The 24,925-nt window shown below is 73.2% G+C and carries 22 protein-coding genes; 11 read left to right on the forward strand and 11 right to left on the reverse strand.

Annotation, left to right across the window (positions count from 1 at the left end; all coding sequences use genetic code 11):
- Positions 1-81: 81 nt before the first annotated feature.
- On the reverse strand, positions 82-504 hold the full coding sequence (locus BKA21_RS02585; RefSeq protein ID WP_140458770.1) for an Rv2175c family DNA-binding protein: 423 nt from the start codon (positions 502-504) through the stop codon (positions 82-84).
- A gap of 156 nt (positions 505-660) precedes the next feature.
- Between BKA21_RS02585 and BKA21_RS02590 the strand changes: the two genes are divergently transcribed.
- Both BKA21_RS02590 and pknB read left to right on the forward strand, forming a co-directional pair.
- Positions 661-1,845, forward strand: coding sequence for a LysM peptidoglycan-binding domain-containing protein (locus BKA21_RS02590; protein ID WP_140458769.1), 1,185 nt, complete (start codon positions 661-663; stop codon positions 1,843-1,845).
- A 62-nt stretch (positions 1,846-1,907) separates the two neighbouring features.
- The gene (pknB, locus tag BKA21_RS02595) at positions 1,908-3,875 is read left to right on the forward strand and encodes a Stk1 family PASTA domain-containing Ser/Thr kinase (protein WP_140458768.1); all 1,968 of its coding nucleotides are present in this window, start codon (positions 1,908-1,910) and stop codon (positions 3,873-3,875) included.
- 83 nt (positions 3,876-3,958) lie between these two features.
- Here pknB and BKA21_RS02600 read toward each other — a convergent pair whose 3' ends face one another.
- The 3 genes from BKA21_RS02600 to BKA21_RS02610 form a co-directional block, all read right to left on the reverse strand.
- On the reverse strand, positions 3,959-5,311 hold the full coding sequence (locus tag BKA21_RS02600; RefSeq protein ID WP_140458767.1) for a class II 3-deoxy-7-phosphoheptulonate synthase: 1,353 nt from the start codon (positions 5,309-5,311) through the stop codon (positions 3,959-3,961).
- On the reverse strand, positions 5,308-6,528 hold the full coding sequence (locus BKA21_RS02605; protein ID WP_140458766.1) for a pyrophosphate--fructose-6-phosphate 1-phosphotransferase: 1,221 nt from the start codon (positions 6,526-6,528) through the stop codon (positions 5,308-5,310). The genes BKA21_RS02600 and BKA21_RS02605 overlap by 4 nt, the downstream gene beginning before the upstream one ends.
- A 194-nt stretch (positions 6,529-6,722) precedes the next feature.
- A complete protein-coding gene (locus tag BKA21_RS02610) occupies positions 6,723-7,514 on the reverse strand; it encodes a lysophospholipid acyltransferase family protein (RefSeq protein ID WP_239072802.1) in 792 nt (263 codons plus the stop codon).
- Between the two features lie 118 nt (positions 7,515-7,632).
- Between BKA21_RS02610 and BKA21_RS02615 the strand changes: the two genes are divergently transcribed.
- Complete coding sequence (locus tag BKA21_RS02615) at positions 7,633-8,220, forward strand: hypothetical protein (protein WP_140458765.1); 588 nt, start codon at positions 7,633-7,635, stop codon at positions 8,218-8,220.
- Positions 8,221-8,226: 6 nt separating this feature from the next.
- Here the strand turns inward: BKA21_RS02615 and BKA21_RS02620 are convergent, their stop codons facing one another.
- Positions 8,227-9,180, reverse strand: a complete 954-nt coding sequence (locus BKA21_RS02620) for an ROK family glucokinase (protein WP_140458764.1) — start codon at positions 9,178-9,180, stop codon at positions 8,227-8,229.
- A gap of 225 nt (positions 9,181-9,405) precedes the next feature.
- Between BKA21_RS02620 and BKA21_RS02625 the strand changes: the two genes are divergently transcribed.
- Complete coding sequence (locus tag BKA21_RS02625) at positions 9,406-11,217, forward strand: AMP-dependent synthetase/ligase (protein ID WP_140458763.1); 1,812 nt, start codon at positions 9,406-9,408, stop codon at positions 11,215-11,217.
- A gap of 38 nt (positions 11,218-11,255) precedes the next feature.
- On the opposite strand, the gene BKA21_RS02630 is transcribed toward BKA21_RS02625, so the two are convergent.
- Complete coding sequence (locus BKA21_RS02630; RefSeq protein ID WP_140458762.1) at positions 11,256-12,512, reverse strand: NYN domain-containing protein; 1,257 nt, start codon at positions 12,510-12,512, stop codon at positions 11,256-11,258.
- 53 nt (positions 12,513-12,565) lie between these two features.
- Between BKA21_RS02630 and BKA21_RS02635 the strand changes: the two genes are divergently transcribed.
- Together BKA21_RS02635 and BKA21_RS02640 are read left to right on the forward strand one after the other, a co-directional pair.
- Positions 12,566-14,410 (forward strand): DEDD exonuclease domain-containing protein, encoded by a 1,845-nt coding sequence (locus tag BKA21_RS02635; RefSeq protein ID WP_140458761.1) that lies wholly within the window; start codon positions 12,566-12,568, stop codon positions 14,408-14,410.
- Positions 14,411-14,418: 8 nt separating this feature from the next.
- Entirely contained in the window at positions 14,419-14,700 is a 282-nt protein-coding gene (locus tag BKA21_RS02640; protein WP_140458760.1) for an Lrp/AsnC family transcriptional regulator, read from the forward strand.
- Positions 14,701-14,766: 66 nt separating this feature from the next.
- Here the strand turns inward: BKA21_RS02640 and trpD are convergent, their stop codons facing one another.
- Positions 14,767-15,813 carry an anthranilate phosphoribosyltransferase gene (gene trpD, locus BKA21_RS02645; RefSeq protein WP_140458759.1) on the reverse strand — a complete coding sequence of 349 codons (1,047 nt, stop codon included), beginning with the start codon at positions 15,811-15,813 and terminating at the stop codon, positions 14,767-14,769.
- Complete coding sequence (locus tag BKA21_RS02650; RefSeq protein ID WP_140458758.1) at positions 15,810-16,229, reverse strand: response regulator transcription factor; 420 nt, start codon at positions 16,227-16,229, stop codon at positions 15,810-15,812. The genes trpD and BKA21_RS02650 overlap by 4 nt, the downstream gene beginning before the upstream one ends.
- A gap of 205 nt (positions 16,230-16,434) precedes the next feature.
- On the opposite strand from BKA21_RS02650, the gene ctaE reads away from it, so the two are divergent.
- The 5 genes from ctaE (at position 16,435) to BKA21_RS02675 (ending at position 21,488) form a co-directional block, all read left to right on the forward strand.
- Positions 16,435-17,082, forward strand: a complete 648-nt coding sequence (gene ctaE, locus BKA21_RS02655) for an aa3-type cytochrome oxidase subunit III (protein ID WP_142161808.1) — start codon at positions 16,435-16,437, stop codon at positions 17,080-17,082.
- A 67-nt stretch (positions 17,083-17,149) separates the two neighbouring features.
- Positions 17,150-17,932: a cytochrome bc1 complex diheme cytochrome c subunit gene (qcrC, locus tag BKA21_RS02660; RefSeq protein WP_140458757.1), complete on the forward strand. Its 783-nt coding sequence runs from the start codon at positions 17,150-17,152 to the stop codon at positions 17,930-17,932.
- Positions 17,929-18,978, forward strand: a complete 1,050-nt coding sequence (gene qcrA, locus BKA21_RS02665; protein ID WP_373308249.1) for a cytochrome bc1 complex Rieske iron-sulfur subunit — start codon at positions 17,929-17,931, stop codon at positions 18,976-18,978. Before qcrC ends, qcrA begins: the two co-directional genes overlap by 4 nt.
- Positions 18,975-20,729 (forward strand): cytochrome bc1 complex cytochrome b subunit, encoded by a 1,755-nt coding sequence (qcrB, locus tag BKA21_RS02670; protein ID WP_140458756.1) that lies wholly within the window; start codon positions 18,975-18,977, stop codon positions 20,727-20,729. Before qcrA ends, qcrB begins: the two co-directional genes overlap by 4 nt.
- Positions 20,730-20,861: 132 nt before the next feature.
- Positions 20,862-21,488, forward strand: coding sequence for a superoxide dismutase (locus BKA21_RS02675; protein WP_140458755.1), 627 nt, complete (start codon positions 20,862-20,864; stop codon positions 21,486-21,488).
- 323 nt (positions 21,489-21,811) lie between these two features.
- Here BKA21_RS02675 and BKA21_RS02680 read toward each other — a convergent pair whose 3' ends face one another.
- From BKA21_RS02680 to ctaC, 3 genes are read right to left on the reverse strand one after another with little or no spacing between them, the layout of a single operon-like run.
- Complete coding sequence (locus tag BKA21_RS02680) at positions 21,812-22,210, reverse strand: cytochrome c oxidase subunit 4 (protein ID WP_140458754.1); 399 nt, start codon at positions 22,208-22,210, stop codon at positions 21,812-21,814.
- A complete protein-coding gene (gene ctaD / locus BKA21_RS02685) occupies positions 22,207-24,015 on the reverse strand; it encodes an aa3-type cytochrome oxidase subunit I (RefSeq protein WP_140458753.1) in 1,809 nt (602 codons plus the stop codon). The genes BKA21_RS02680 and ctaD overlap by 4 nt, the downstream gene beginning before the upstream one ends.
- Positions 24,015-24,887, reverse strand: a complete 873-nt coding sequence (gene ctaC, locus BKA21_RS02690; RefSeq protein WP_140458752.1) for an aa3-type cytochrome oxidase subunit II — start codon at positions 24,885-24,887, stop codon at positions 24,015-24,017. The genes ctaD and ctaC overlap by 1 nt, the downstream gene beginning before the upstream one ends.
- Positions 24,888-24,925: the final 38 nt, after the last annotated feature.

Genomic DNA, 24,925 nt, shown 5'->3' on the forward strand with positions numbered 1-24,925 from the left:
CTTCCGCCGCTCCACCCGCACACCGGGCAGGGCCGCGCGAGCATCACCCGGCCTGGGCGTCGCCCGGCCCGGCGCAGGTGCTCAGAGCAGGGCCTGGGCCACCCGCCGGACCTCGGTCTTGCGGCCCGCACGCAGCGCGGCGATGGGCGTGGCGCCGAGCGACTCCTCGTCGGTGAAGAACCACCGGACGGCCTCGGCGTCGTCGAAGCCGGTGTCGCGCAGGACCGTGAGCGTCCCCTGCAGCGCGGACAGCACGGCGGAGCCGGCGGTCGCCGTGGGGTCCGGCGCCGCGGGGTTCGCCAGGTGCCCGGGCACGAGGAAGGCGGCCGGGACCGAGACGACGGGCGGGGTGCCGCGGCGCACGCCGAGCAGGCGACCCTCCTGCAGCAGGCGGCGCACGCGCCCGGCCTCGATGCCGAGGCGTTCGGCCACGTCGGGCACGGTCAACCAGTCCCCGACGATGTCGTCGAGGTCGCCGGGCAGGTCAGAAGCTCGTCCACTCACCCGGTCAGCCTACGGCCCCGAGCACGTCTCCCCGCGAATCGGACGCTCGGCTTCCCAAGCGTCCGGACCTCGTCTAGCGTCACTTTTTGTCACACCTGTCACACCAGTCACTTGCACCCCGTCTGCGGTGCACGACGTCCACAGCCTGGGGGGGCCATGTCGTCTCGAGCACACGCGCTGCGTGCGCGTCCTGTCCGCCGCGTCGCCACCGGGACGGGCGCCACGCTCGTCCTGGCGGGCGCCGCGATCGCCGCGAGCGCGACCGGGGCGCACGCCGACTCCGACTACCGCGTCCGCGACGGCGACACCGTCTCCGGGATCGCGCAGCGCACCGGCGCGACCGTCACGTCGATCACCTCGGCGAACCGGCTGGCCGACCCGGGGCGCATCTACGCCGGGCAGGTGCTCCGGATCCCGTCCGCCGGCTCGTCCTCCGCGGGGGGCACGTCGGCCTCGCCGGCGCCGTCCGCACCCGCCGCGCGCAGCCACACCGTGCGCGGCGGCGACACCGTCTCGGCCATCGCCCGGACGTACGGCAGCAGCGTGCCGGCGATCGTGCAGGCGAACGGGCTCGACCACCGGGCGTTCATCCGGATCGGCCAGCAGCTGACGATCCCCGCCCACGGGTCGGGCACCCCGGCGGCCGCGACCCCCACCCCGACGACGTCCGGCGGCTACACCGTGCGCACGGGCGACACCGTCTCGGCGATCGCCGCCCGCCACGGCACGACCGTCCAGGCCGTCGTGGCCGCCAACGGCCTCGACGCGCGTGCGTTCATCCGGGCCGGCCAGCGCCTGACCGTGCCGGGCGCGGCCGCGAGCACCACGGGCACGACGTCGACCGCGTCGACGGACAAGGTGGGGAACACGTTCGCCGGGCGCACCTACGCCGACGACGTCGTGGCCGCCGCGAACGCCAACAAGTCGACGCTCGTCGGGCAGTCCGCCCCCACCCGTGCGCAGATGCAGGAGAAGGTGCGGGCCACGGCGTCGCAGATGGGCGTCGACCCGGCGCTCGCCCTCGCGGTCGCGTACCAGGAGTCCGGCTTCAACCACACCGCCGTCTCCCCCGCCAACGCGATCGGCACGATGCAGGTCATCCCGACGTCAGGCGAGTGGGCGTCGCAGATGGTCGGCCGCGACCTCGACCTGCTCGACCCCGACGACAACGTCGTCGCGGGCGTGGCGATCCTGCGCACGCTGGTGCGCACGTCGCCCGACCTGCCCACCGCGATCGCGTCGTACTACCAGGGCGCAGGGTCCGTGCAGCGCAACGGCATGTACGCCGACACCCGTCGGTACGTGGCCAACGTCCAGACGCTCATGTCACGGTTCGGCTGAGACGCGCACGACGGCGCCGAGCCTCCCCCGTCCGGCCCATCGCGGACCGTAGACTCCCGCGCGTGGGAGCCACCGTCACCGATCCGCTCGTCGGCCGTCTCGTCGACGGCCGGTACGAGGTCGTCTCACGCATCGCGCGCGGCGGCATGGCCACGGTGTACCTCGCGGTCGACCGCCGGCTCGACCGCGAGGTCGCGCTGAAGGTCATGCACCCGCACCTCGCGGAGGGCACGTCGGGCGAGGCGTTCGTGGCGCGCTTCCGCCGCGAGGCACGCACGGCGGCCCGGCTGACCCACCCGGGGCTCGTCGCCGTGTTCGACCAGGGCGTCGACGGCGAGACGTCGTACCTGACGATGGAGTACGTCGACGGCCAGACCCTGCGACGCACGCTCGGCGAGCGCGGTGCGCTGCCCGTGGGCGAGGCGCTGCGCGTGCTCGAGCAGGTGCTCGACGCCGTCGCCACCGCCCACCGCGTCGGCCTCGTGCACCGCGACGTCAAGCCGGAGAACGTGCTCATCGGAACGGACGGACGGGTGCGGGTCGGGGACTTCGGCCTGGCGCGGGCCGTCACGGAGGTCACGTCGACGACGACGGGCACCGTGCTGGGCACCGTCGCCTACCTGGCACCAGAGCTGGTCGCGCAGGGCGCGAGCGACGTGCGCACCGACGTGTACGCGTGCGGCGTCATGCTGTTCGAGATGCTCACCGGTCGTCAGCCCTTCGTCGGCGAGACGCCGATCCAGGTCGCGTTCCAGCACGTCAACTCGCAGATCCCGGCGCCGTCGTCGCTGCAGGAGTGGCTGCCGTCGGAGGTCGACGAGCTCGTCGGCGCCCTGGCCGCCCGCGAGCCCGCGGACCGCCCGGTCGACGCGACCGCCGCGCTCCACCTGGTCCGCCGTACGCGGGCCAGCCTCGACGACGCGACGCTGGCGCGGGGCGCCGACGTGGTCCCGTCGATCGTGCTGCCGTCGGCCACCGATCCCGGCGCCGAGGACGACGCCCCCGCCGAGACGGACGACAGCGGCCGGACCACGGTGCTCGCGCTCGACGCCCGCGGCAGCACCGTCGCCCTGCCGATCGGTGCGGTCACGGCCCGTCCGCCGACCCCCGCTCCCGCGCGAGCCCGCCGCCCGTGGCGTGCCGTGGTCGTCGTGGCGCTCGTGCTGGCGCTGCTCGGCGGGGGCGGCGCCTGGTACGCGCTGGCCGGGCCGGGCGCCTACACCACCGTGCCGCCGCTGGTCGGCGCGAGCGCCGACGAGGCGGCCGAGACGCTCGCGCGCGCGAACCTCGACGCGTCGCCGACCGAGGCGTTCGACGACGTGGTTCCCGAAGGCACCGTCGTCTCGACCGATCCCGGCCCCGGGGAGGACGTCCGCAAGGACGGCACCGTGGCGTACGTCGTCTCGAAGGGCCCCGACCTGGTGACGGTGCCCGACGGCCTCGTCGGGGCCATGCAGGCCGACGCGGAGCAGGCCCTGGAGTCCGCCGACCTGGTCGCGGACTACGGCACGCCGGAGCACCACGACACCGCGCCGTCGGGGCAGGTGCTGTCGGCGACCCTCGAGGACGGCGCCGACGCGACGGCGGGCGCCGAGGTCGGCCGCGGGTCGACGGTCCGGCTCGTCGTCTCCTCCGGCCCGGCCCCGGTGACGATCACCTCGGTCGTCGGGATCAGCGTCGAGGACGCGACGGCACAGCTCGAGCCCGACGCCCTGAAGATCGAGGCGACGGAGCAGTACAGCGACGACGTCGCCGCGGGCCTGATCATCTCCCAGGAGCCGGCCGCCAACACCGAGGGCCGCCGCGGCGACACGGTGAAGGTCGTCGTCTCCCTGGGCCCCGAGAGCGTCGAGATGCCCGACCTGACCGGCAAGCAGTTCGCCGTCGCCAAGAAGGAGCTCGAGGACCTCGGGCTGTCGGCGAAGCGGGAGAACGTGCTCGGCGGGCTCTTCGGCACCGTGCGGCAGCAGAGCGTCCCTGCCGGGGAGCAGGTGCGCAAGGGCACCGAGGTCGTGCTCACCGTCGTCTGACCGGCGTCGGACGCGACGCCCGGAGCCGCGGACGACGCAGGCCCCGGACCGAACGGGTCCGGGGCCTGCGGCCGTGCTGCGGGTCAGGCGCGGCGGAGGAGCTCCACCACCTGGAACGCGAGCTCCAGCGACTGCTGGTGGTTCAGGCGCGGGTCGACGAGGGTCTCGTAGCGACGGGCCAGGCCCGCCTCGTCGATCTCCTCGCCGCCGCCGAGCACCTCGGTGACGTCGTCGCCGGTGAGCTCGATGTGCAGGCCGCCGGGGACGGTGCCGAGGCTGCGGTGCACCTCGAAGAAGCCGGCGACCTCGTCCATCACGTCGCTGAACCGGCGGGTCTTGTAGCCGCTCGGCGTCGTGATGCCGTTGCCGTGCATCGGGTCGCACACCCAGGTGACGGGCCGGCCGTCGGCGGTGACCTTCTCGACGAGCGCGGGCAGCAGGTCGCGGACCTTGCCGGCGCCCATGCGCGTGATGAACGTCAGGCGCCCGGGGGTGCCCGTCGGGTTGAGCCGGTCCATCAGCGCGATCGCGTCGTCGCCGGACGTGGTGGGTCCGAGCTTGACGCCGATCGGGTTCTGCACGCGCGAGAAGTAGTCGACGTGCGCGCCGTCGAGCTGGCGCGTGCGCTCCCCGACCCACAGGAAGTGGCCCGAGCAGTCGTACGGCAGGCCCGTGCGCGAGTCGATGCGCGTGAGGGGCCGCTCGTAGTCCAGCAGCAGGCCCTCGTGGCTGGCGAAGAAGTCGACGGTGCGCAGCGCGTCGACGTCGGCGCCGCACGCGGCCATGAAGCGGATGGCCCGGTCGATCTCGGCCGCGATCTCCTCGTACCGCGCGTACGCGGGGTTGGCCGTGAAGCCGCGGTTCCACTCGTGCACGCGCAGCAGGGACGCGAACCCGCCGGTCGTGAAGGCCCGGATGAGGTTCAGCGTCGAGGCGGACGTGTGGTACGCCTCCAGCAGCCGCTGCGGGTCGGGCGTGCGGGCCTGCTCGGTGAACGCGTGGTCGTTGATGATGTCGCCACGGAACGCCGGCAGCGTCACGCCGTCGCGCGTCTCGGCGTCCGAGGAGCGCGGCTTGGCGTACTGCCCGGCCATCCGCCCCATCTTGATCACCGGCAGGCTGGCGCCGTAGGTGAGGACGACCGCCATCTGCAGGATGGTCTTGACCTTGTTGCGGATGTTGTCCGCCGTGGCCTCGGCGAACGTCTCGGCGCAGTCACCGCCCTGCAGCAGGAACGCCTCGCCGCGCGAGGCGGCCGCCAGCTGCGCGCGCAGGGCGTCCGCCTCGCCGGCGAAGACGAGCGGGGGCAGGGTCGCGAGCCGGTCCCGCACCCGTCGGACCTCGACGGCGTCGGGCCAGCTCGGCTGCTGGGCCGCCTGCAGCTGCTCCCACGCGTCGAGGCCCGCGACCACCCGCGGGTCCGGCTCGACGCTCATGCGTGGCTCGCCGGGACGAGCTGCTGGCCGATGTCCTGCAGGAGCGCACCGAACCACGGCTGGGAGACGTCGAACGCCTTGCCGCCGGCGATCCGGGGGAACTCGATCGCGCGCAGCCGGTCGCCCTGCTCCTCGTCGTGGCCGATCACGCCGGCCTCGCCGCGCAGCGCGCACTCGACGGCCAGGTCGGTCATCGACTTGATGAGACGCAGGTCCTCGGCGTTGGCCGCCGCGGCGCGGGAGTAGTACCCGGACTTCTGGACCATGGTCTTCTCCGCGCCGAGCTTGGCCGCGAACTGCTTGGCGAACCACTGGCCGGGGTTGATCGTGTCGAGCTTGACGTGCCCGAACGGGTCGCGCTCGACGGTCTCGCCGGCGGCCTCGAGCTGCTCGACGATCTCGTGCATGCCCGCGCCCTCGGACAGGAAGATGTTCACGTTGCCCTGGCTGTCCATGATCGCCTTGAGGCGCTCGGCCTCGGCGTCGATGTCGAGCGCGAGCTCGGGCAGGAAGACCGCGTGCACGTCCCAGCGCTCGCGCGACAGGCCGATGCCCGGGACCCACTCCTGCTGGTCGAGCCACCGGCGGTACTCGGCCGCCGCGGCGGCCGTGAGCCACCCGCAGTGCCGGCCCATGACCTCGTGGACGATGAGCATGCGCGGGCCCGAGCGGTGCTCGCCGATGATGTTCGCCGCGAACCCGGCGGCCTCCTCGGCGGCGGTCCACGCACCCAGCGACTGCTTGATCGGGACGACGTCGTTGTCGATCGTCTTGGGCAGGCCGACGACCGTCAGGCCGTAGCCGTTGTCCGCGAGGTACGCCGCGAGGTCGGCCGCGGTGGTGTTGGTGTCGTCGCCGCCGATGGTGTGCAGCACGTCGACGCCGTCGGCCTGCAGCTGCTCGGCCGCGACCTGCAGCGGGTCCTGCCCCTCGGCGACCAGGCCGCGCTTGACGCAGTCCTTGGCGTTGGTGAGCTTGACGCGCGAGTTGCCGATGGGCGACCCGCCGAAGCGGTGCAGCACGCCGGCCTGGGCGCGGACCTCGGGCGTGATGACGATCTTGTCGCCCCGCAGCAGGCCGTGGTAGCCGTGCTGGTAGGCGATGATCTCGACCTCGGGTGCGATCTCGGTGTAGCGCTCGATGAGCCCGCCGACGGCGGACGACAGGCACGGAGCGAAACCGCCGGCGGTCAGGAGGGCGACGCGACGGACCGACATGGGGACACACCTCTCGTTGGACGAGCACAGGGAGCTGCCACGCCCGCGGCGCGGCGGGCCCAGCGTGCCGCGCGGTCCGGGGCCGGGGCCGGGACCGAGGTCCGGGTCCGCGACGAGATCGGACGGCGGTCACGTCGGGCACGCGCCCGACGGGCACGGCACGGGCCCGGAGCGCGTCCGGGACCTCGGTCATCCTACGCAGGCGCCGGGCCGTCCTCCGGCGGGACCGGAACCTGGACATCGGGCACCGGACGACCGCCCGGCGCGGCCGGCAGCCGCTCCTCGGCGGCGGCCGCCGCGGGGTGCCCCGTGGCGATCCTGGCCTTCTGCGTCGCGGCGTAGACGTCCGCGTACTCCTGGCCCGACAGGCTCATGATCGCGTACATGATCTCGTCGGTGACCGAGCGCAGGATGAACCGGTCGTTCTCCATGCCGCGGTAGCGGCTGAAGTCCATGGGCTCACCGATGACGATGCCGATCCGCATGACCTTGGGGATGCGTCGACCCATGGGCTGGGCCACCCCCGTGCCCACCATGGCCACCGGCACCACGGGCGCGCCGGACTCCAGCGCGAGCCGCGCGATGCCCGTCTTGCCGCGGTAGAGGCGCCCGTCGGGGCTGCGCGTGCCCTCGGGGTAGATGCCGAACAGCCCGCCCTCCTGCAGCCGGCGCAGGCCCGTGCGCAGCGCGGCCTCGCTGGCCTTGCCGCCGCCGCGGTCGACGGGGATCGTGCCGACGCCGCGCATGAACCCCGCGGTCATCCGGCCCTTGAGACCCCGACCGGTGAAGTACTCCTGCTTGCCGATGAAGACGATCTCGCGGTCGAGCACGAGGGGCAGGAAGAACGAGTCGATGACGGCGAGATGGTTGCTGGCCATGATCGCCGGCCCGTCGCCCGGGACGTGCTGCGCACCGCGCACCCACGGCCGGTAGACCAGCCGCAGCAGCGGCCCGACGAAGACCCGCTTCATCAACCAGTAGAACAACATCTCTCCTCACCGACGGCCCGGGGGGGCGCCCGTCCGCGTGCCAGCGTGCCGTCCGTCGCACCGACGGTGCGGGTGCACCGGGTCGGCACGTCCGGTCCGACTCTAGAGTGCTCACATGGCTGCTCGCCCCGACGACGCCCCCGGCGCCGACGACCGCTCGCCCGCCGAGGGGCCCGACGGCCCCGGCGAGGCCCCTCCCCCGCCTCCGGCGCACCCCGCACCGGGCGGGGAGCAGGACGCCGCGTGGGCGTCGATCGTCGCCCGGCTCGACGACCTGCGCGACCTCGACCTGGGGCTGGGCGACGACGCCGACCCCGCGTCGCGGCGCCCGGCGGAGGACGGCTCGCCGGCGGACGAGCCCGTCCTCGCGGCGGGCGCCGCCGGGCCCGTCGTCCTGTCGGGGCGCGACTGGGACGGCACCGCGCAGTACGACGAGGCCGAGGACGCCGTCGACGACCACGAGCACTTCGTGCCGCCGGACCCCGGCCCCGTGCTGGGCGGCGACCCGCTGCTGACGATGGCGTGGGTCGCCGTCGCGGCCGCCCCGCTGCTCCTGCTCGTGGTGGCGCTGGGCTGGCGCGACGCGCCGACCCTGCTCGTCCGCGGCGCCCTGGTCGTGTTCGTCGCCGCGGTGGGCCTGCTGGTGTGGCGGATGCCGCACCGGCGCGACCCGTCCGACGACGACACCGGCGCGGTCGTCTGACGGCCCTCAGTCCAGGACGCGGGCCAGGTCCGCGGCACCCACCATGCCCGCGTCGTTGCCCATCGCGGCGATGACGATCGACGCCTCCGGACGGTGCCCGCGGCCGGACAGCTGCTCGGCGAACGCCTGGCGCGCCGGCCCGAGCAGCAGGTCGCCCGCGGCGCTGACGCCGCCGCCGAGGACGAAGAGCTCGGGGTCGAGCAGCGCGGCCACGGTCGCGGCGCCCTCGCCCACCCACGTGGCCAGGCCGGTGAGGAGGTCGACCGCGAGCGCGTCGCCGGCCTGGGCCGCCGCCGTCACCATGGGCCCCGTGATCCCGGCCGAGGTGCCGCCGGCGAGGTCGAGCAGGTGCTGCGCGCGCGCCGGCTGGGAGATCGCCGCGGCCTGGGCGTCGCGCACGAGCGCCGACCCCGACACGTACTGCTCCCAGCACCCCTGGTGCCCGCAGCCGCAGTAGTGGCCGCCCGGCACGACACGCATGTGGCCGATCTCGGCCGCGACGCCCCAGGCCCCGCGCACGAGGCGACCGTTCGTGACGACGGCACCGCCCAGGCCGGTGCCGAGCGTGAGCAGGACCATGTCCTGCGCGTCGCGGCCGACGCCGTACCGGAACTCGGCCCAGCCGGCCGCGTTGGCGTCGTTCTCCACGACGATCCGGACGTCGGGCGCGTCGATGAGCGCGGCGACCTTGTCGCGCAGCGGGTAGTCGCGCCAGGCGATGTTCGGCGCGAAGAGCACGCCCGAGCGGTCCGCCGCCACGAACCCGGCCGCCGCCAGGCCCACCTCGCGCACCTCGAAGTCGGCGGTCAGCTCGCGGTAGACGTCGGCGATGGCCGCGTCGATGCTGGCCACGTCGTCGGGGTCGGTGTCGCGGCGCGTCTTGGCGAGGATGCGGCCCTCGTCGTCGACGACCCCGGCCGCGATCTTCGTCCCGCCGATGTCGACACCGATGGCGTGCATGAGGTTCCTCGCTCCTGACGTGGGGGGCGTGCGTCGCTCGCACGCACGCCCCCACGCTAGCGGGCCGCCGTGGGAGCGTGCGCACCCGACCGTCCCGGGTGGGCGGTGCCACCCCCGCAGGACCGGCCGGCCGGCCGGGGGCAGCACCCGGACGGGCGCCCTGGTCAAGGGCCCTGCGTCCCGTATCCTGTGACCTACCCCACCCCCTGCCGATGGAGTCAGACGATGGAGGAGTTCCGCACGCCGCAGCTGGTCGAGACCGACCCTGCGGACAACCTCAACGACCTGCTCGCCGCACGCGTGCGCGCCACCCCCGACAAGGCGGTCGTGGAGCGCAAGGCGTCCGACGACGCCCCGTGGGAGCCCCTGTCGGCGCGCGAGTACGACGCGCAGATCGTGGCCGTCGCCAAGGGGCTGGTCGCCCGCGGCGTCGGCGTCGGCGACCGCGTCGGCATCATGTCCCGCACGCGGTACGAGTGGTCGCTGCTCGACTGGGCGGCCTGGGCCGCCGGCGCCGTGCCGGTCCCCCTGTACGAGACGTCGTCGGCGGAGCAGGTCGAGTGGATCCTCACCGACGCGGACGTGAGCCTGCTCGTCGTCGAGACCGCCGCGCACGCCGCCGTCGTCGACGAGGTCCGGGCCCAGGCGCCGACCCTGCGCGAGGTGCTCGTCATCGACGACGGCGCCGTCGACGCCCTCGTGCGGGACGGGGCGGGCGTCGACGACGCCGAGATCGCCCGGCGCCGCCACGCGGCCCGGCGCGACGACGTCGCCACGATCATCTACACCTCGGGGACGACCGGCCGGCCCAAGGGCGTCGAGCTGACGCACGGCAACTTCGCCGAGCTGACGACGAACGCGGTCGAGAAGCTCGGCGTGGTCGTGAGCTCGCCGAACGCCCGGACGATGCTGTTCATGCCGCTCGCGCACGTCTTCGCGCGGTTCGTGCACGTCCTGACGATCCCCGCCGGGGCGGTCCTGGGGCACTGGCCCGACACCAAGACCCTCGTCCAGGGCATCGGCACGTTCCGCCCGACGTTCATCCTGTCGGTGCCGCGCGTGTTCGAGAAGGTCTACAACTCGGCCGAGCAGAAGGCCGCCGCGGGCGGCAAGGGCGCGATCTTCCAGCGCGCCGCCAAGACGGCGATCGTGTACTCGCGGGCGCTGGACACCCCGCGCGGGCCCAGCCCGTGGCTGCGGCTGCAGCACAAGGTCGCCGACGTGCTGGTCCTGTCGAAGATCCGGGCCGTGCTCGGCGGTCAGGTCGAGTGGGCGATCTCCGGCGGTGCGCCCCTCGGCGAACGGCTCGGCCACTTCTACCGCGGCGTCGGGCTCAAGGTGCTCGAGGGGTACGGGCTGACCGAGACCACCGCACCGGCCACCGTGAACCTGCCCGACCGCACGAAGATCGGCACCGTCGGCCCGCCGCTGCCCGGCACCGCCATCCGGATCGCCGCCGACGGCGAGGTCGAGATCCAGGGCATCCAGGTGTTCCGCGGGTACCACGCCAACCCGGCTGCGACCGCGGAGACCATGGACGGTCCCTGGTTCCGCACCGGCGACCTGGGCTCCCTGGACGAGGACGGCTTCCTGCGGATCACGGGCCGCAAGAAGGAGATCATCGTCACCGCGGCGGGCAAGAACGTCGCCCCGGCCGTGCTCGAGGACCGCCTGCGCGGGCACCCCCTGGTCAGCCAGGTCGTCGTGGTCGGCGACCAGCGCCCGTTCATCGGCGCGCTCATCACGCTCGACCCCGAGGGCGTGCCCGGCTGGCTCGCCGCGCACGGCAAGCCGGCCATGAGCGTCGAGGAGGCGGCCAAGGACCCGGACGTCCTCGCGTCGCTCGACAAGGCCGTCGAGCGCACCAACAAGGCCGTCTCGCGTGCCGAGTCCATCCGCAAGTACCGGATCCTCGACCGCGACCTGACGATCGCCGACGGGTACCTCACGCCCAAGCTCAGCGTGCGGCGCGCCGAGGTCCTCAAGGACTTCGCGGCGGACGTCGACGCCCTCTACGCGGACGCGCCCGTGCACTGACCCCCGCGTGCGGCGGCGTCACGGAGCGCTGCGCGGCGTCACGAGCGCTGCGCGCGGGCGACGAGCGTCGCGGACGGCACGGCCCACGCCCCCGCCGCCTCGACGTCGCGGACGACCTCCTGGTCGCTGGTCACCACGACCAGCACCCGGCCGGGGGGCTCCGCGGCGACGAGGCGGCGCAGCAGGTCGTCCGCGATCTCGCCCGTCGAGAACAGCACCCGCACGCCCCGCTGCGCCGCGGGCGGGCGGTGCCCCTCCTGCCCGTCGAAGCAGCACGTCACCTCGGCGCCCGTGAGCGCAGCCACCCGGGCGAGGGCGTCGACGAGCACCCGGCGCTGGTCGGCCAGCGGCAGACCCGGCCAGCCGGTCTTGGAGACGTTGTAGCCGTCGACGACCAGGTGCGCGTGCGGCAGCCGCAGCAGGTCGTCCAGGAGCGCGGGGTCGTCGACCTGCCGCCCCCGCGACGTGGGGCGCGCCGGGGTCGCGTCGCCGGCCTGCGCCTGCGCGACGAGCTCCGCCGGCGTCGCCGCGGCGGGCGGCAGGGCGAGCTCGTGCCGCAGGCCGGACGTGGCGTCGACGAGCGTGTCCAGCAGCAGCCGCACGCGGGCGTCCGCGAGGCGCCGGCCGGCCCGCTCGGCGTCGCGGGCCGCGCCCTGCTCGGCCCGCGAGGCCCGGCGCTCGTCCTGCACACGGCCGAGCAGGGCCTCGGCCTCGGCCCGTGCGGCCCGGGCGGCCTCGAGGTCCGCGGCGGCCCGCTCCCCGGCGCGGCGGGCCTCGCTGCGCGCCCGGTCGGCGTCCGAGCGCAGGCGGCGCAGCTCGCGCTGCAGCCCCGCCAGCTCCTCGCGCGCCAGCCGCTCGCCCTCCCGGGCGACGCCGAGGGCGGCCCGCAGGTCCTCGACCTGACGTCGCGACGACTCCAGGGCGCGGTCGTCGTCGGGCTCGACCGGGTCGGCGGCGGGCACCAGGACGCTCCAGTCCTGCCCCTGCAGCCACGCCCCCGCGGCGGCGGCCCACGACGGCGACGGCCGCTCGTCGCCCGCCAGCTGCTGCGCCGTGGCGGGGTCGCCGAGGGCCCACACCCGGGTCACCCGGGCGCGGAAGCCGTCGTCCTCGTGCAGCGCAGCCCACAGCGGCCCCGCGCCGGCCGCGGCCCGTCGGCGCGGCGCGAACCGGCGCACCGCCCGCAGCGAGGCCGGCACCTGGACCTCCTCGACCTCGCCGAGCACGTCGGCCGCCAGCCGCAGCACCGCCGCACGCAGGGGCGCGGGGACCGGTCGGACGTCCTGCTCGCTCATCCCCCCACCGTAGGTGCCCGCCGGTGTCGGACACGGTGGGTAGCGTGCGCGCCATGCCGAGCACCCGACGCCTGCGCCCCGCCCCCGCACCGGGGCAGGGGACGGGCGCCACCGCCGCTCCCCCGGGCACGGGCGTGCAGGTCGCCCTCGACGAGCTGGGCACGCCGCTGTCCGACGTCACGTTCGTGGTCGTCGACCTCGAGACGACGGGCGGACGCGCCACCGAGGACGCGATCACCGAGATCGGGGCGGTCAAGGTCCGCGGCGGCCAGGTGCTCGGCGAGTTCCAGACGCTCGTCGACCCCGGCGGCCCGGTGCCGCCCTTCATCCAGGTGCTCACCGGCATCACCACGTCCATGCTCGTCGGCGCCCCGCGCATCGAGGAGGTCCTGCCGAGCTTCCTGGAGTTCGCGCGCGGCAGCGTGCTGGTCGCGCACAACGCCCCTTTCGACGTCGGCTTCCTGCGAGCCGCTGCGGCGCGGTGCGAGCGCGCCTGGCCCGGGCACCAGGTCGTCGACACGGTCCGGCTGGCCCGTCGGGTCGTCACGCGCGACGAGGCGCCGAACCACAAGCTCGGCACGCTGGCGGCCCTGTTCGGCGCGACCGAGACGCCGAACCACCGCGCGCTCGCCGACGCGCGCGCCACGGTCGACGTGCTGCACGCGCTCCTCGGCCGGCTCGCGCCGCTCGGCGTCACGCACCTGGAGGACCTCGCGACCGCGGCCGACCCCGTCCCGCCCGACGTGCGTCGCCGCCGGACGCTGGCGGACGGGCTGCCCGACGCCCCCGGCGTCTACCTGTTCCGCGGCCCGCGCGAGGAGGTGCTCTACGTCGGGACCTCCACCACCTCGCTGCGCACGCGCGTGCGCAGCTACTTCACGTCGGCCGAACGACGCCCCCGGATGACCGAGATGGTGCGGCTGGCCACGCGCGTGGACCCGGTCGTGTGCGCGACGCCCCTCGAGGCGCGGGTCCGCGAGCTGCGCCTGATCGCGCAGCACGCCCCGGCGTACAACCGTCGCTCGCGCGCGCCCGAGCGCATGCCGTGGGTGCGGCTGACCGTCGAGCCGTACCCCCGGCTGACGCTCGTCCGCGAGGTCCGCGACGACCTCGGCCTCGCGCACGTCGGCCCGTTCACCTCGACCGGGGCCGCGCGGCTCGCGGTCGAGGCGCTGCACGAGACGTTCGCGCTGCGCCGGTGCGCCGGGCGGCTGCCGCTGGTCCCCCGTGCGGACGCCCACGGGTGCGCGCTGCTCGGCCTCGGGCGCTGCGGCGGTCCGTGCACGGGCGAGCAGGGACCGGACGGGTACGGCGCGGTCGTGGCCCAGGTGCGGGCCGCGCTCACCGGCGACCCGTCCGCCGTGGTGCACGCGCACGCCACGCGCATCCGGACGCTGGCCGCGCAGGAGCGGTACGAGGAGGCCGCGGGCGTGCGCGACCGCCTCCAGGCGTTCGTGCGGGGCGCGGCACGCGCCCAGCGGCACGGGTCGCTCGCCGGCCTCGCGGAGATGGTCGCCGCACGGCGCTCCGACGAGGGCGGGTGGGAGCTCGTCCTCGTGCGCCACGGGCGCCTGGCCGGGACCGCCGTCGTCGCGCGCGGCACCGACCCGCTGCCGGCGGTGCGGACCCTGCGCGCCACCGGCGAGCACGTGCCCGTCCCCACCGCACCGGCGACGTCTGCGCACCCGGAGGAGACCGACCTGCTGCTGACCTGGCTCGAGCAGCCCGGGACGCGGCTCGTGCACGCGTCCGCGGGCTGGTCGCTGCCCGTGCGGTCGGCGCACGCCGTGCAGGACGCCGCGACCGCCGTCGCCCTGGACCTGGCGGCGCCGGAGCTCACCGCCCCGGGGGCGCCGGGCGACGGGCTGCGGGACGCGACGGTGCGCAGCACGGCATGATGGCGAGCATGCTCACCGCCATCGTGCACATCGACTGCGACGCCGCACGCATCCCCGAGGTCGCCGCGCAGATCGCCGAGATCGAGGGCGTCAGCGAGGTCTACTCGGTCACCGGGGAGGTCGACCTCGTCGCCCTCGTGCGGGTGCGCGAGCACGACCGCCTCGCCGACGTCATCGCCGACCAGGTCAGCAAGGTCGAGGGGGTGCTGCGCACGCAGACGTACATCGCGTTCCGCGCCTACTCCCGGCTCGACCTGGAGTCGGCGTTCGCCCTGGGCATCGAGGACTGAACGACACCGCGCCGGTACCGCACCGACGCCGCGCCGCCGCGGCGTCGGTGCGCACCACGACGGGTGTCAGGCCGACGCCTCGCGCCAGCGCGCCAGGACGTCGGCCGCCGCACCGCCGTCGACCGCCGCGGCCGCCAGCGCCACGCCGGCGCGCAGCCGCTCGACGAGCGTGCCCTGCCCCGTCCCGGGCAGGGTGCCGTCGGCCACGATCGCCGCCGCCGCGTTGAGCAGCACGGTCTCGCGCACCGGCCCGGGCTCGCCCGCGAGCAGACGCTCCACGACACCGGCGTTGTAGGCCGCGTCGGCGCCGCGCAGCTCGTCGACCGTGACGGGGGCGAACCCCTCCGCGGCCCAGTCGACGACCTCCTCGCGGACCTCGCCGCCGCGGACCTCCCAGATCCGCGAGGGGCCGGTGGCCGCGAGCTCGTCCAGGCCGTCCCGCTCGCCGCGGAAGACGAGCGCGTCGGTCCTCCGCCGCGCCAGCACGCCCGCGAGGATCGGTGCCATACGGGCGTCCGCGACGCCGATCGCGGCCGCCGACGGCTGCGCCGGGTTGGTCAGCGGGCCGAGGAAGTTGAAGACCGTCGCGATCCCCAGGTCGCGGCGGACGGGCGCGACGTGCCGCATCGCAGGGTGGAAGACCAGGGCGAAGCAGAACGTGATGCCCACCTCCTCCGCCAGGGCGGCGACCCGCTCGACGGGCAGGTCGAGGCGGACCCCGAGGGTCTCGAGCACGTCGGCGGAGCCCGAGGACGACGACGCGGCCCGGTTGCCGTGCTTGACCACGCGCAGGCCGGTGCCGGCCACGACGAGCGCGGCCATGGTCGACACGTTCACCGTGTGCAGGCGGTCGCCGCCGGTGCCGACGATGTCGACGGACCTGCCGGGCACCGTGAAGCGCCGGGAGTGGGCGAGCATCTCGTCCGCGAGCCCGAGGACCTCCTCGGTCGTCTCGCCCTTGGCGCGCAGCGCGACGAGGAACCCCGCGACGTGGGCCGGCGCCGCCTCGCCGCTCATGATCCGGTCCATCGCCCAGCGCGTGCGCGCGGCGTCGACGTCCTGGCCCCGGACCAGCGTCGTGAGCAGGTCGGACCAGGTGGTGACCTCGTTCATCGGGCGTCGGCGCCCGAGCGCACCAGGTCCGCGACGGCCGTGTGCAGCAGCACCGGGTCGAGGGGCCGGCTGACCACCGCGTCGGCGTTCGACCAGGACGCCAGCCAGGCGTCCTGCGGGCGGCCCGTCAGGACGAGCACGGGCGGGCAGCGGTAGACCTCGTCCTTGAGCTGGCGCGCCAGGCCCATGCCCCCGACCTTGTCGGCCTCGCCGTCGAGCACGAGCACGTCCAGGCCGCCCGCGTCGGCGGCGGCGACGACCGCGGCGCCGGTGGCGACCTCGACCCACTCGATGTCCGGCTCGCCGCGCCCGAGGCGGCGGCCGACCGCGAGCCGCACCTGCTCACGGGTGTCGACGTCGTCGCTGTACAGCAGGATCCGGGGGCCGCGGGACGTGTCCGCGTCGGGGTTGCTCATGCTCGTCCCTCACTCGTCGTCGACGTGCTCCGGTGGCATCTTGGCACGTGCCGGGGCCTGCGCGGACGCCTGACGCCCCCACGCGCGCGAGAGCACGCGCACCTGCGTCGAACCTGAGCACGACCTGAGCCGGAGGTGACGATGTGACATATCCCCAGGGCTCACCCTGGGTCCTTGGACTCATGTGGGCCCTGCGTCGGCAATAATGGCCGACGTGACGACCGCAACGGCTGCCTCGCGCCCCGCGCCCCACGTGACCGTGAACCGCCCCAACCCGGTCTCGGTGGGGACGATCGTCTGGCTGGCCAGCGAGCTCATGTTCTTCGCCGGCCTGTTCGCCATGTACTTCACGGTACGGGCGGCCGTCCCCGCGGAGTGGGCGGTCCAGACGGAGAAGCTCAACCTGACCTTCGCCTTCATCAACACGACCATCCTGGTGCTGTCGTCGGTGACGTGCCAGATGGGCGTGTGGGCCGCCGAGCGGCTCCAGCCCGTGCGCTCCGGCGCGCTGTGGCAGGTCGGCCGCTGGGGCATGAACGAGTGGATGACCATGACGTACGTCATGGGCGCCGTGTTCATCGGCGGCCAGGTCTACGAGTACGCCGAGCTCGTCGAGCACGGGCTCACGATCTCCTCCAGCCCCTACGGCTCGGTCTTCTACCTGACGACCGGCTTCCACGGGCTGCACGTGATCGGTGGCCTCATCGCGTTCCTCTTCCTCCTCGGCCGCTCGTTCGCGGCCAAGCGCTTCACCCAGCACGAGGAGACGACGGCGATCGTCACCTCCTACTACTGGCACTTCGTCGACGTCGTGTGGATCGCGCTGTTCGCGGTCATCTACCTCGTCCGATGACTCCGCGGGCCCCCGCCCGCACCGCCCCCGCCCCTTCCCGACCCCCCAGCGAGACGAGGACCGATCCGTGAAGGCACTCGCAGCCCGCAGGCACGACCGGCGCGCGCCGGTCGTGCTGCTCCTGCTGGCGCTGCTGCTCACCGGCGCGCTCTACGCCGTCGTGGCACCGACCTCCGCCGACGCCGCCCCCGCGGCCGCGACCGGAGACGTCGAGACCGGTGAGAAGCTGTTCCAGGCCAACTGCGCGACCTGCCACGGGCCGGACGCGACCGGTACGCAGGACGTCCCCTCGCTCGTCGGCGTGGGTGCCGCCGCCGTCGACTTCCAGGTCGGCACGGGCCGCATGCCCATGCAGATGAACGGCCCGCAGGCCCAGGCCAAGCCGGTGCAGTTCGACGAGGAGCAGATCGCCGCGCTCGCCGCGTACGTCGCCTCCCTGGGCCCCGGCCCGGCGATCCCGACGGCCGAGCAGGTCGACCCCGCGCTGGGCGACGCGGCCAGCGGCATGGCCCTGTTCCGCACCAACTGCGCGATGTGCCACAACGCCGTCGGCGCCGGTGGTGCCCTCTCGCAGGGCAAGTGGGCACCGAACCTGTGGGAGACCACGCCCACGCACCTGTACGAGGCGATGGCCACCGGCCCGCAGTCCATGCCCGTCTTCAACGACGCGACGCTGACCCCCGACGAGAAGCGCGACATCATCGCGTTCCTCGACCTGCAGGGCGAGGCCACCCCCGGCGGCATCGACCTCGGCAGCCTCGGCCCCGTCAGCGAGGGCCTGTGGGCCTGGGTCGTCGGCATGGGCCTTCTCATCGGCGCGGCAGTCTGGATCGGAGCGAGGTCCTCGTGAGCACCACCCACGGCAACGCGGACGAGCCCCGCGACATCGGCGGCCAGGACCTGGTCCTGCGGCAGGGCGAGCACGGCCCGGACCGCTTCGAGAACCCCGGCTTCGGCCCGCACCGCCCCCGGCGCAGCGACGTCGAGCCGGAGGCGAACAAGCGCGCCGAGCGTCAGGTCGTCGCGCTGTTCGCGATCTCCGTCCTGGGCACGGTCGGCTTCGTGGTCGCGTACTTCGCGATCCCGCTCGACGGCACGGTCGGCTCGATCCGCGCGTCCAACCTCAGCCTCGGGCTCGGGCTGGCGTTCGCCCTCCTGGGCATCGGCACCGCGGCCGTGCACTGGGCCAAGTCGCTCATGAACGACCACGAGCAGGCCGAGGACCGCCACGCGCAGGCCTCGAACGCCCAGGAGCGGCAGGAGGCCGTGGCCGCCCTGCAGGACGGCGCCAAGGACTCCGCGATCGGCCGGCGGGGCGTGCTCAAGGGTGCGCTCGTGTCGTCTCTCGCGCTGTTCCCCCTGACGATCGTGCTGCCCCTGGTGGGCGAGGTCGGCGAGGACTGGAACGTCTCGAAGTTCAAGCGCACGATGTGGACGCGCGGCAAGAAGCTGACGACCGACCCCACCGGCCGCCCGATCAAGGCTGCTGACGTCACCATCGGCTCCGTCGTCCACGTCATCCCCGAGGGCCTCGAGGAGACCGAGGCACCGCTGGACGAGAAGGCCAAGGCCGTCGTCCTGCTGGTCCGCCTCGACCCCCGGGACATCAAGTCCGAGCAGCACGAGGGCTTCTCCTACGACGGCATCGTCGCGTTCTCCAAGATCTGCACGCACGTGGGGTGCCCCGTGGCCCTCTACGAGCAGCAGACCCACCACCTGCTGTGCCCGTGCCACCAGAGCACGTTCGACGTGGCCGACGGCGCCAAGGTCGTCTTCGGTCCCGCCAAGCGGCCGCTGCCCCAGCTGCCGATCACCGTGGACGACGAGGGCTACCTGGTCGCCCAGGGCGACTTCACCGAGCCCGTGGGACCGAGCTTCTGGGAGCGTCTGGCATGAGCACCACGACGACGACCGCCCCCTCGGGGGGCGCCCGCGCGGCGGCCGCGACCGCCGACTACCTCGACCAGCGCACCGGCGTCGGCAAGGCGGTCAAGGAGTTCGCGCGCAAGATCTTCCCCGACCACTGGTCGTTCCTGCTCGGGGAGATCGCGCTCTACAGCTTCGTGACGCTGCTGATCTCCGGCGTGTTCCTCACGATGTTCTTCGTGCCGAGCATGACCGAGGTGCACTACGACGGCCCCTGGCGCGAGCTGCAGGGCGTCGCGATGTCCGAGGCCTTCGCCTCCACCCTGCGCCTGTCGTTCGAGGTGCGCGGCGGCCTGCTCATGCGGCAGATCCACCACTGGGCCGCGCTCATCTTCATGGCCGCGATCGTCACGCACATGATGCGCGTGTTCTTCACCGGGGCGTTCCGCAAGCCGCGCGAGATCAACTGGGTCGTGGGCTTCGTGCTCATGATCCTCGGGCTCGCCGCCGGCTTCTCGGGCTACTCGCTCCCCGACGACGTCCTCTCGGGCAACGGTCTGCGCATCACCGACGGCGTCGTGAAGTCGATCCCGATCCTCGGCAGCTACCTGTCGTACTTCCTCTTCGGCGGCGAGTTCCCGGGCCACGACATCATCCCGCGCCTGTTCACGGTGCACATCCTGCTGGTGCCGGGCCTGATCCTCGCGCTCATCGCGCTGCACCTGTTCCTGGTGGTGCTGCACAAGCACACGCAGTACCCCGGATCGGGCCGCACGAACGCGAACGTCGTCGGCTTCCCGCTGTTCCCGGTGTACGTGGCCAAGGCCGGTGGCTACTTCTTCCTGGTCTTCGGCGTCATCGCCCTCATGGGTGCCACGATGTCGATCAACCCGGTCTGGAACTACGGCCCGTACGACCCGTCACCGGTGTCCGCGGGCGCCCAGCCCGACTGGTACATGCTGTTCCTCGAGGGGTCCCTGCGCATGATGCCGGGGCAGCTGGAGTACATGATCGGCGACTACACGCTGTCGCTGAACGTGCTCATCCCCGCGATGGTCGTGCCGGGCGTGCTGTTCATGCTGCTGGCCCTGTACCCGTTCGTCGAGGCCTTCGCCACGGGCGACAAGCGCGAGCACCACGTCCTCGACCGCCCGCGCAACCGCCCGTACCGCACCGCGTTCGGCGTCTCGGTCCTGGTGGCGTTCTTCATCCTGGTGCTGGCCGGTTCCAACGACCTCATCGCGACGCACTTCCACCTGTCGATCAACGACATCACGTGGGTCTTCCGGTTCCTGCTCTTCCTGGGGCCGTGGGCGTCGTTCGTCGTCACCAAGCGCATCTGCCTGGCGCTGCAGCGCAAGGACCGCGAGCTGGTCCTGCACGGGCACGAGACGGGCCAGATCGTCCGGTTCGCCTCGGGCGAGTACATCGAGGTGCACAAGCCGCTGGACGCGCACGAGCGCTGGCTGCGCGTGCAGCACGAGGCGATCCGTCCGCTCGAGATCGAGCCGGCCGAGGACTCGCGCGGCGTGCGGCGCAAGGGCTACCGCGCCGACGCCCTGCGCCAGCGTCTGTCCCGGGTGTTCTACGAGGACCGGATCGAGCCCGTGACCCCGGCCGAGCTCGAGGCGGCGCACTCGCACGGCGACCACGACGCGCTGGGCTCCGACCAGGAGAAGGCCCCGGCCGAGCTCCTGGCCGGCGGCGCACCGGTCGGCGGCGGGACGCACCTCGTCGCAGGTCCGAGCGATGAGACGGGACCCGACGCGCGGAACAGCTGATCCTGGGTGAGAGTTGACCAGGGATGACGGACCCCTTCGCGGTGTCCGCCCACCACGGTGGGTGGGCACCGCGAAGGCGTTTCAGGGATGCCGCGGCGCTCGTCTGCGGCCCGATGCAGGAGAGGCAACCAGATGGCTGACTACACGCTCCCCGACCTGCCCTACGACTATGCGGCGCTCGAGCCGCACATCTCGGGGCGGATCATGGAGCTGCACCACGACAAGCACCACGCCGCCTACGTGGCAGGGGCCAACGCCGCGCTGGAGAAGCTCGCGGAGGCACGCGAGTCCGGTGACTTCGCCACGGTCAACCTGCAGGAGAAGAACCTCGCGTTCAACCTCGGGGGGCACGTCAACCACTCGGTGTTCTGGCAGAACCTCTCCCCCGAGGGCGGTGACCGTCCCACCGGCGAGCTCGCCGCTGCGATCGACGAGTTCTTCGGCTCGTTCGAGGGCTTCCAGAAGCACTTCGCGGCCAACGCCCTCGGCATCCAGGGCTCGGGCTGGTCGATCCTCGGCTGGGACTCCGTCGGGCAGAAGCTCGCGATCTTCCAGCTCTACGACCAGCAGAGCAACTACCCCCTGGGCCTCGTCCCGATCGTCGTGCTCGACATGTGGGAGCACGCCTTCTACCTCGACTACGTCAACGTCAAGGCCGACTACGTCAAGGCCTGGTGGAACATCGTCAGCTGGGCCGACGCGGCCGAGCGCTTCGCGCGCGCCCGCACGCAGACGGCCGGGCTCATCGTCCCCGCCTGACGACGCACGCCGCGCTCCGTGCCGCCCGACGGCACGGGCCCGCCTCACCGACAGCCGCTCGCCCCTCGGGTGAGCGGCTGTCGGCGTCTGCGCGTGGGACGAGGCGGGCCCGGGTCGGCACGGTCTGCATGCCCGCCTCAGAGGGCGCGGCCAGCCCCTGCGCGCCTCTGAGGCAGGCTCTAGGAGCCGCGCACGACGGGCCGGCAGGAACCCGCCGCCAGGCGGTCCGAGGGACGCGACCAGAGGCACACAGCCGGGGCCCGGCACCATGTCGGTGCCGGGCCCCGGTGTGCATGCCCCGCAGGGGCGACGCCGTCCTGACGTCAGTGCGCGTGCTGGCCGCGGGAGTACTCGAACACCCAGCCGACGAGGCCGATGGCACCGAGCGCCGTCGCGGGGGCCATGAGCCACCAGCCCACGGCCAGCGCGACGAAGGCGATGGATGCCGCCAGTGCGATGACCAGGGGCCACCAGCTCCACGGGCTGAAGACGCCCTGGTTGCCGGCACCCTGCTCGATGTCGCCGAGCTCGTCGTCCTCGGGGCGAGGGTCGATGCGCCGCGCCAGGAGCGCGAAGTAGCCGCCGATCATGCCGACGAGGCCACCGACGAGCGGGATGCCCACGGTCCCGACGGGCTCGCCGTCCGACCAGAGGCCGTAGATGAGGCCGACCGGGAAGAAGAACAGGATCCCGTAGAGGAAGAGCTTCGCCTCGATCTTCATCGCTGGTCCTCCGGACGGTCCTCGGGGCGGTCATCGGCGATCGTGGTCGTCGACTGCTCCTGCTCGCCGGTGCCGTTCTCGACCCGGCGGTTGGCCTCGCTCACCTCACCGGTGCGCTGCGCCTCCCAGTCGAACGGGCCCGGGTCGGGCTCGACGTGGTCCATGGCGGCGACCTCGGGGTGGTGCAGGTCGAACGCGGGACGCTCCGAGCGGATGCGCGGCAGCGACGTGAAGTTGTGCCGCGGCGGTGGGCAGCTCGTCGCCCACTCGAGGGACGCGCCGTAGCCCCACGGGTCGTCCACGGTGACCTTCGGCGCCTTGCGCCACGTGATGTAGACGTTCCAGAGGAACGGCAGCGTCGAGGCCGCCAGGACGACCGAGCCGATCGTCGACAGCTGGTTCATCCACGTGAAGCCGTCCGCCGGCGAGTAGTCCACGTACCGGCGCGGCATGCCGATGACGCCGAGCCAGTGCTGCACGAGGAAGGTGGTGTGGAACCCGAAGAACAGGACCCAGAAGTGGATCTTCCCGAGGCGCTCGTCGAGCATGCGCCCCGTGAACTTGGGCCACCAGAAGTAGAACCCGGCGAACATGGCGAACACGACGGTGCCGAACACCACGTAGTGGAAGTGCGCCACGACGAAGTAGGTGTCGGACAGGTGGAAGTCGAGCGCCGGGCTCGACAGGATCACGCCGGTGAGCCCGCCGAAGAGGAAGGTCACGAGGAAGCCGATGGTCCACAGCATCGGCGTCTCGAACGTGATCTTCCCGCGCCACATCGTGCCGATCCAGTTGAAGAACTTCACCCCGGTGGGCACGGCGATGAGCATCGTCATGAAGGAGAAGAACGGCAGCAGGACCGCGCCGGTCACGTACATGTGGTGCGCCCACACGGTGACCGACAGCGCCGCGATCGCGATCGTCGCGTAGACCAGGCCCTTGTAGCCGAAGACCGGCTTGCGGCTGAACACCGGCAGGATCTCGGTGACGATGCCGAAGAACGGCAGGGCGATGATGTAGACCTCGGGGTGCCCGAAGAACCAGAACAGGTGCTGCCAGAGCAGCGCACCGCCGTTGTCGGGGTTGAACACCTGGGCGCCGAGCCGCCGGTCCGCGCCGAGGGCGAACAGCGCCGCGGCCAGGGGCGGGAACGCCATGAGCACGAGCAGCGACGTCACCAGCGTGTTCCAGGTGAAGATCGGCATCCGGAACATCGTCATGCCGGGCGCGCGCATCGTGACGATCGTGGTGATGAAGTTGACGGCCCCGAGGATGGTGCCGAACCCGCCGAGGGCGAGGCCGAACACCCACAGGTCTCCCCCGACCCCTGGTGAGTACACGGTGCTCGACAGCGGCGCGTAGGCGAACCACCCGAACGAGGCGGCGCCCTGCGGCGTGAGGAACCCGGCGGCGGCGATCAGACCGCCGAAGAGGTACAGCCAGTACGCGAACATGTTGAGCCGCGGGAACGCGACGTCGGGCGCGCCGATCTGCAGCGGCATGATGATGTTGGCGAAGCCGGCGAACAGCGGCGTCGCGAACAGCAGCAGCATGATCGTGCCGTGCATCGTGAACGCCTGGTTGTACTGCTCCTTGGACTGGAAGATGTCCACCCCGGGAGCGAAGAGCTCGGCGCGGATCAGCAGCGCCAGGATGCCGCCGATCGCGAACCACACGAACGACGTGATCAGGTACATGTACCCGATCGTCTTGTGGTCCGTCGACGTCATCCACTTGACGATCGTGCGGCCCAGGGTCTGGCGCTGGGGCGCCAGACCGGGGATCACCTCGGTGTGCGCTGCCATCAGTCCTCGACCTCCGCGACGTCGTTCAGGTCCTGCTGACGGCTGTACTCCAGGCCGAGGGCGCCCGTCTGGCCCTGGTCCCGCAGCTCCTGCATGTGGGCGTCGTACTCCTCGCGGGAGACGACCTCGACGTTGAACAGCATCGCCGAGTGCTCCTCGCCGCAGAGCTCGGCGCACTTGCCGACGTAGCTGCCCTCACGCGTCGGGGTGACCTGGAAGGTGTTGGTGTGCCCGGGGATCATGTCCATCTTGAACAGGAACGCCGGCACCCAGAAGGAGTGGATGACGTCGCGCGAGTCGACGGTGAACTCCACCCGCTCGTCGACGGGCAGGTACAGCGTGACCTGCTCGCCCAGGACCGACTCGTCGGAGCCGATGTCCTGCGCGTGCTGGCCCGTCTCGTAGACGTCCTCGTCGAGGTAGTTGAAGTCCCAGCTCCACTGCTTGCCGATGACCTGGATGTTCACGTCGGGCTCGGCGGACGTGTCCGTCAACGCCATGGTGTCGCGGTTCGTGTAGTAGAAGAGCACGCCGACCATGACGATCGGCAGGATCACGTACATGACCTCGAGCGGCACGTGGTAGCGCAGCTGGACGGGGAGCGTGTCGTCGTCCTTGCGCTTGCGGTAGACCGCGACGCACCACAGGATCAGCCCCCACGTGATGGCGCCGACCGCGAGGGCGGCGATCCACGAGCCGACCCACAGGGAGACGACGCGACCGGTCTGGTCGGTGACCTCCTGGTCGGAGTAGCCGGGGAGCCAGCCACGCTGGACCACGTCGGAGCAGCCGCTGAGCACGAGCGCGGCGACCGTGACCAGCACGGCGGCGGCCACGGCTCGGCGTGTGCGGCGGGGGGAATCCGGGTGCACGGGGGGCCTTCCACTCTCGTCCCGCTGACCTGGCGCCC

The sequence above is a fragment of the Cellulomonas oligotrophica genome (genome assembly GCF_013409875.1).
GTDB lineage: Bacteria > Actinomycetota > Actinomycetes > Actinomycetales > Cellulomonadaceae > Cellulomonas > Cellulomonas oligotrophica.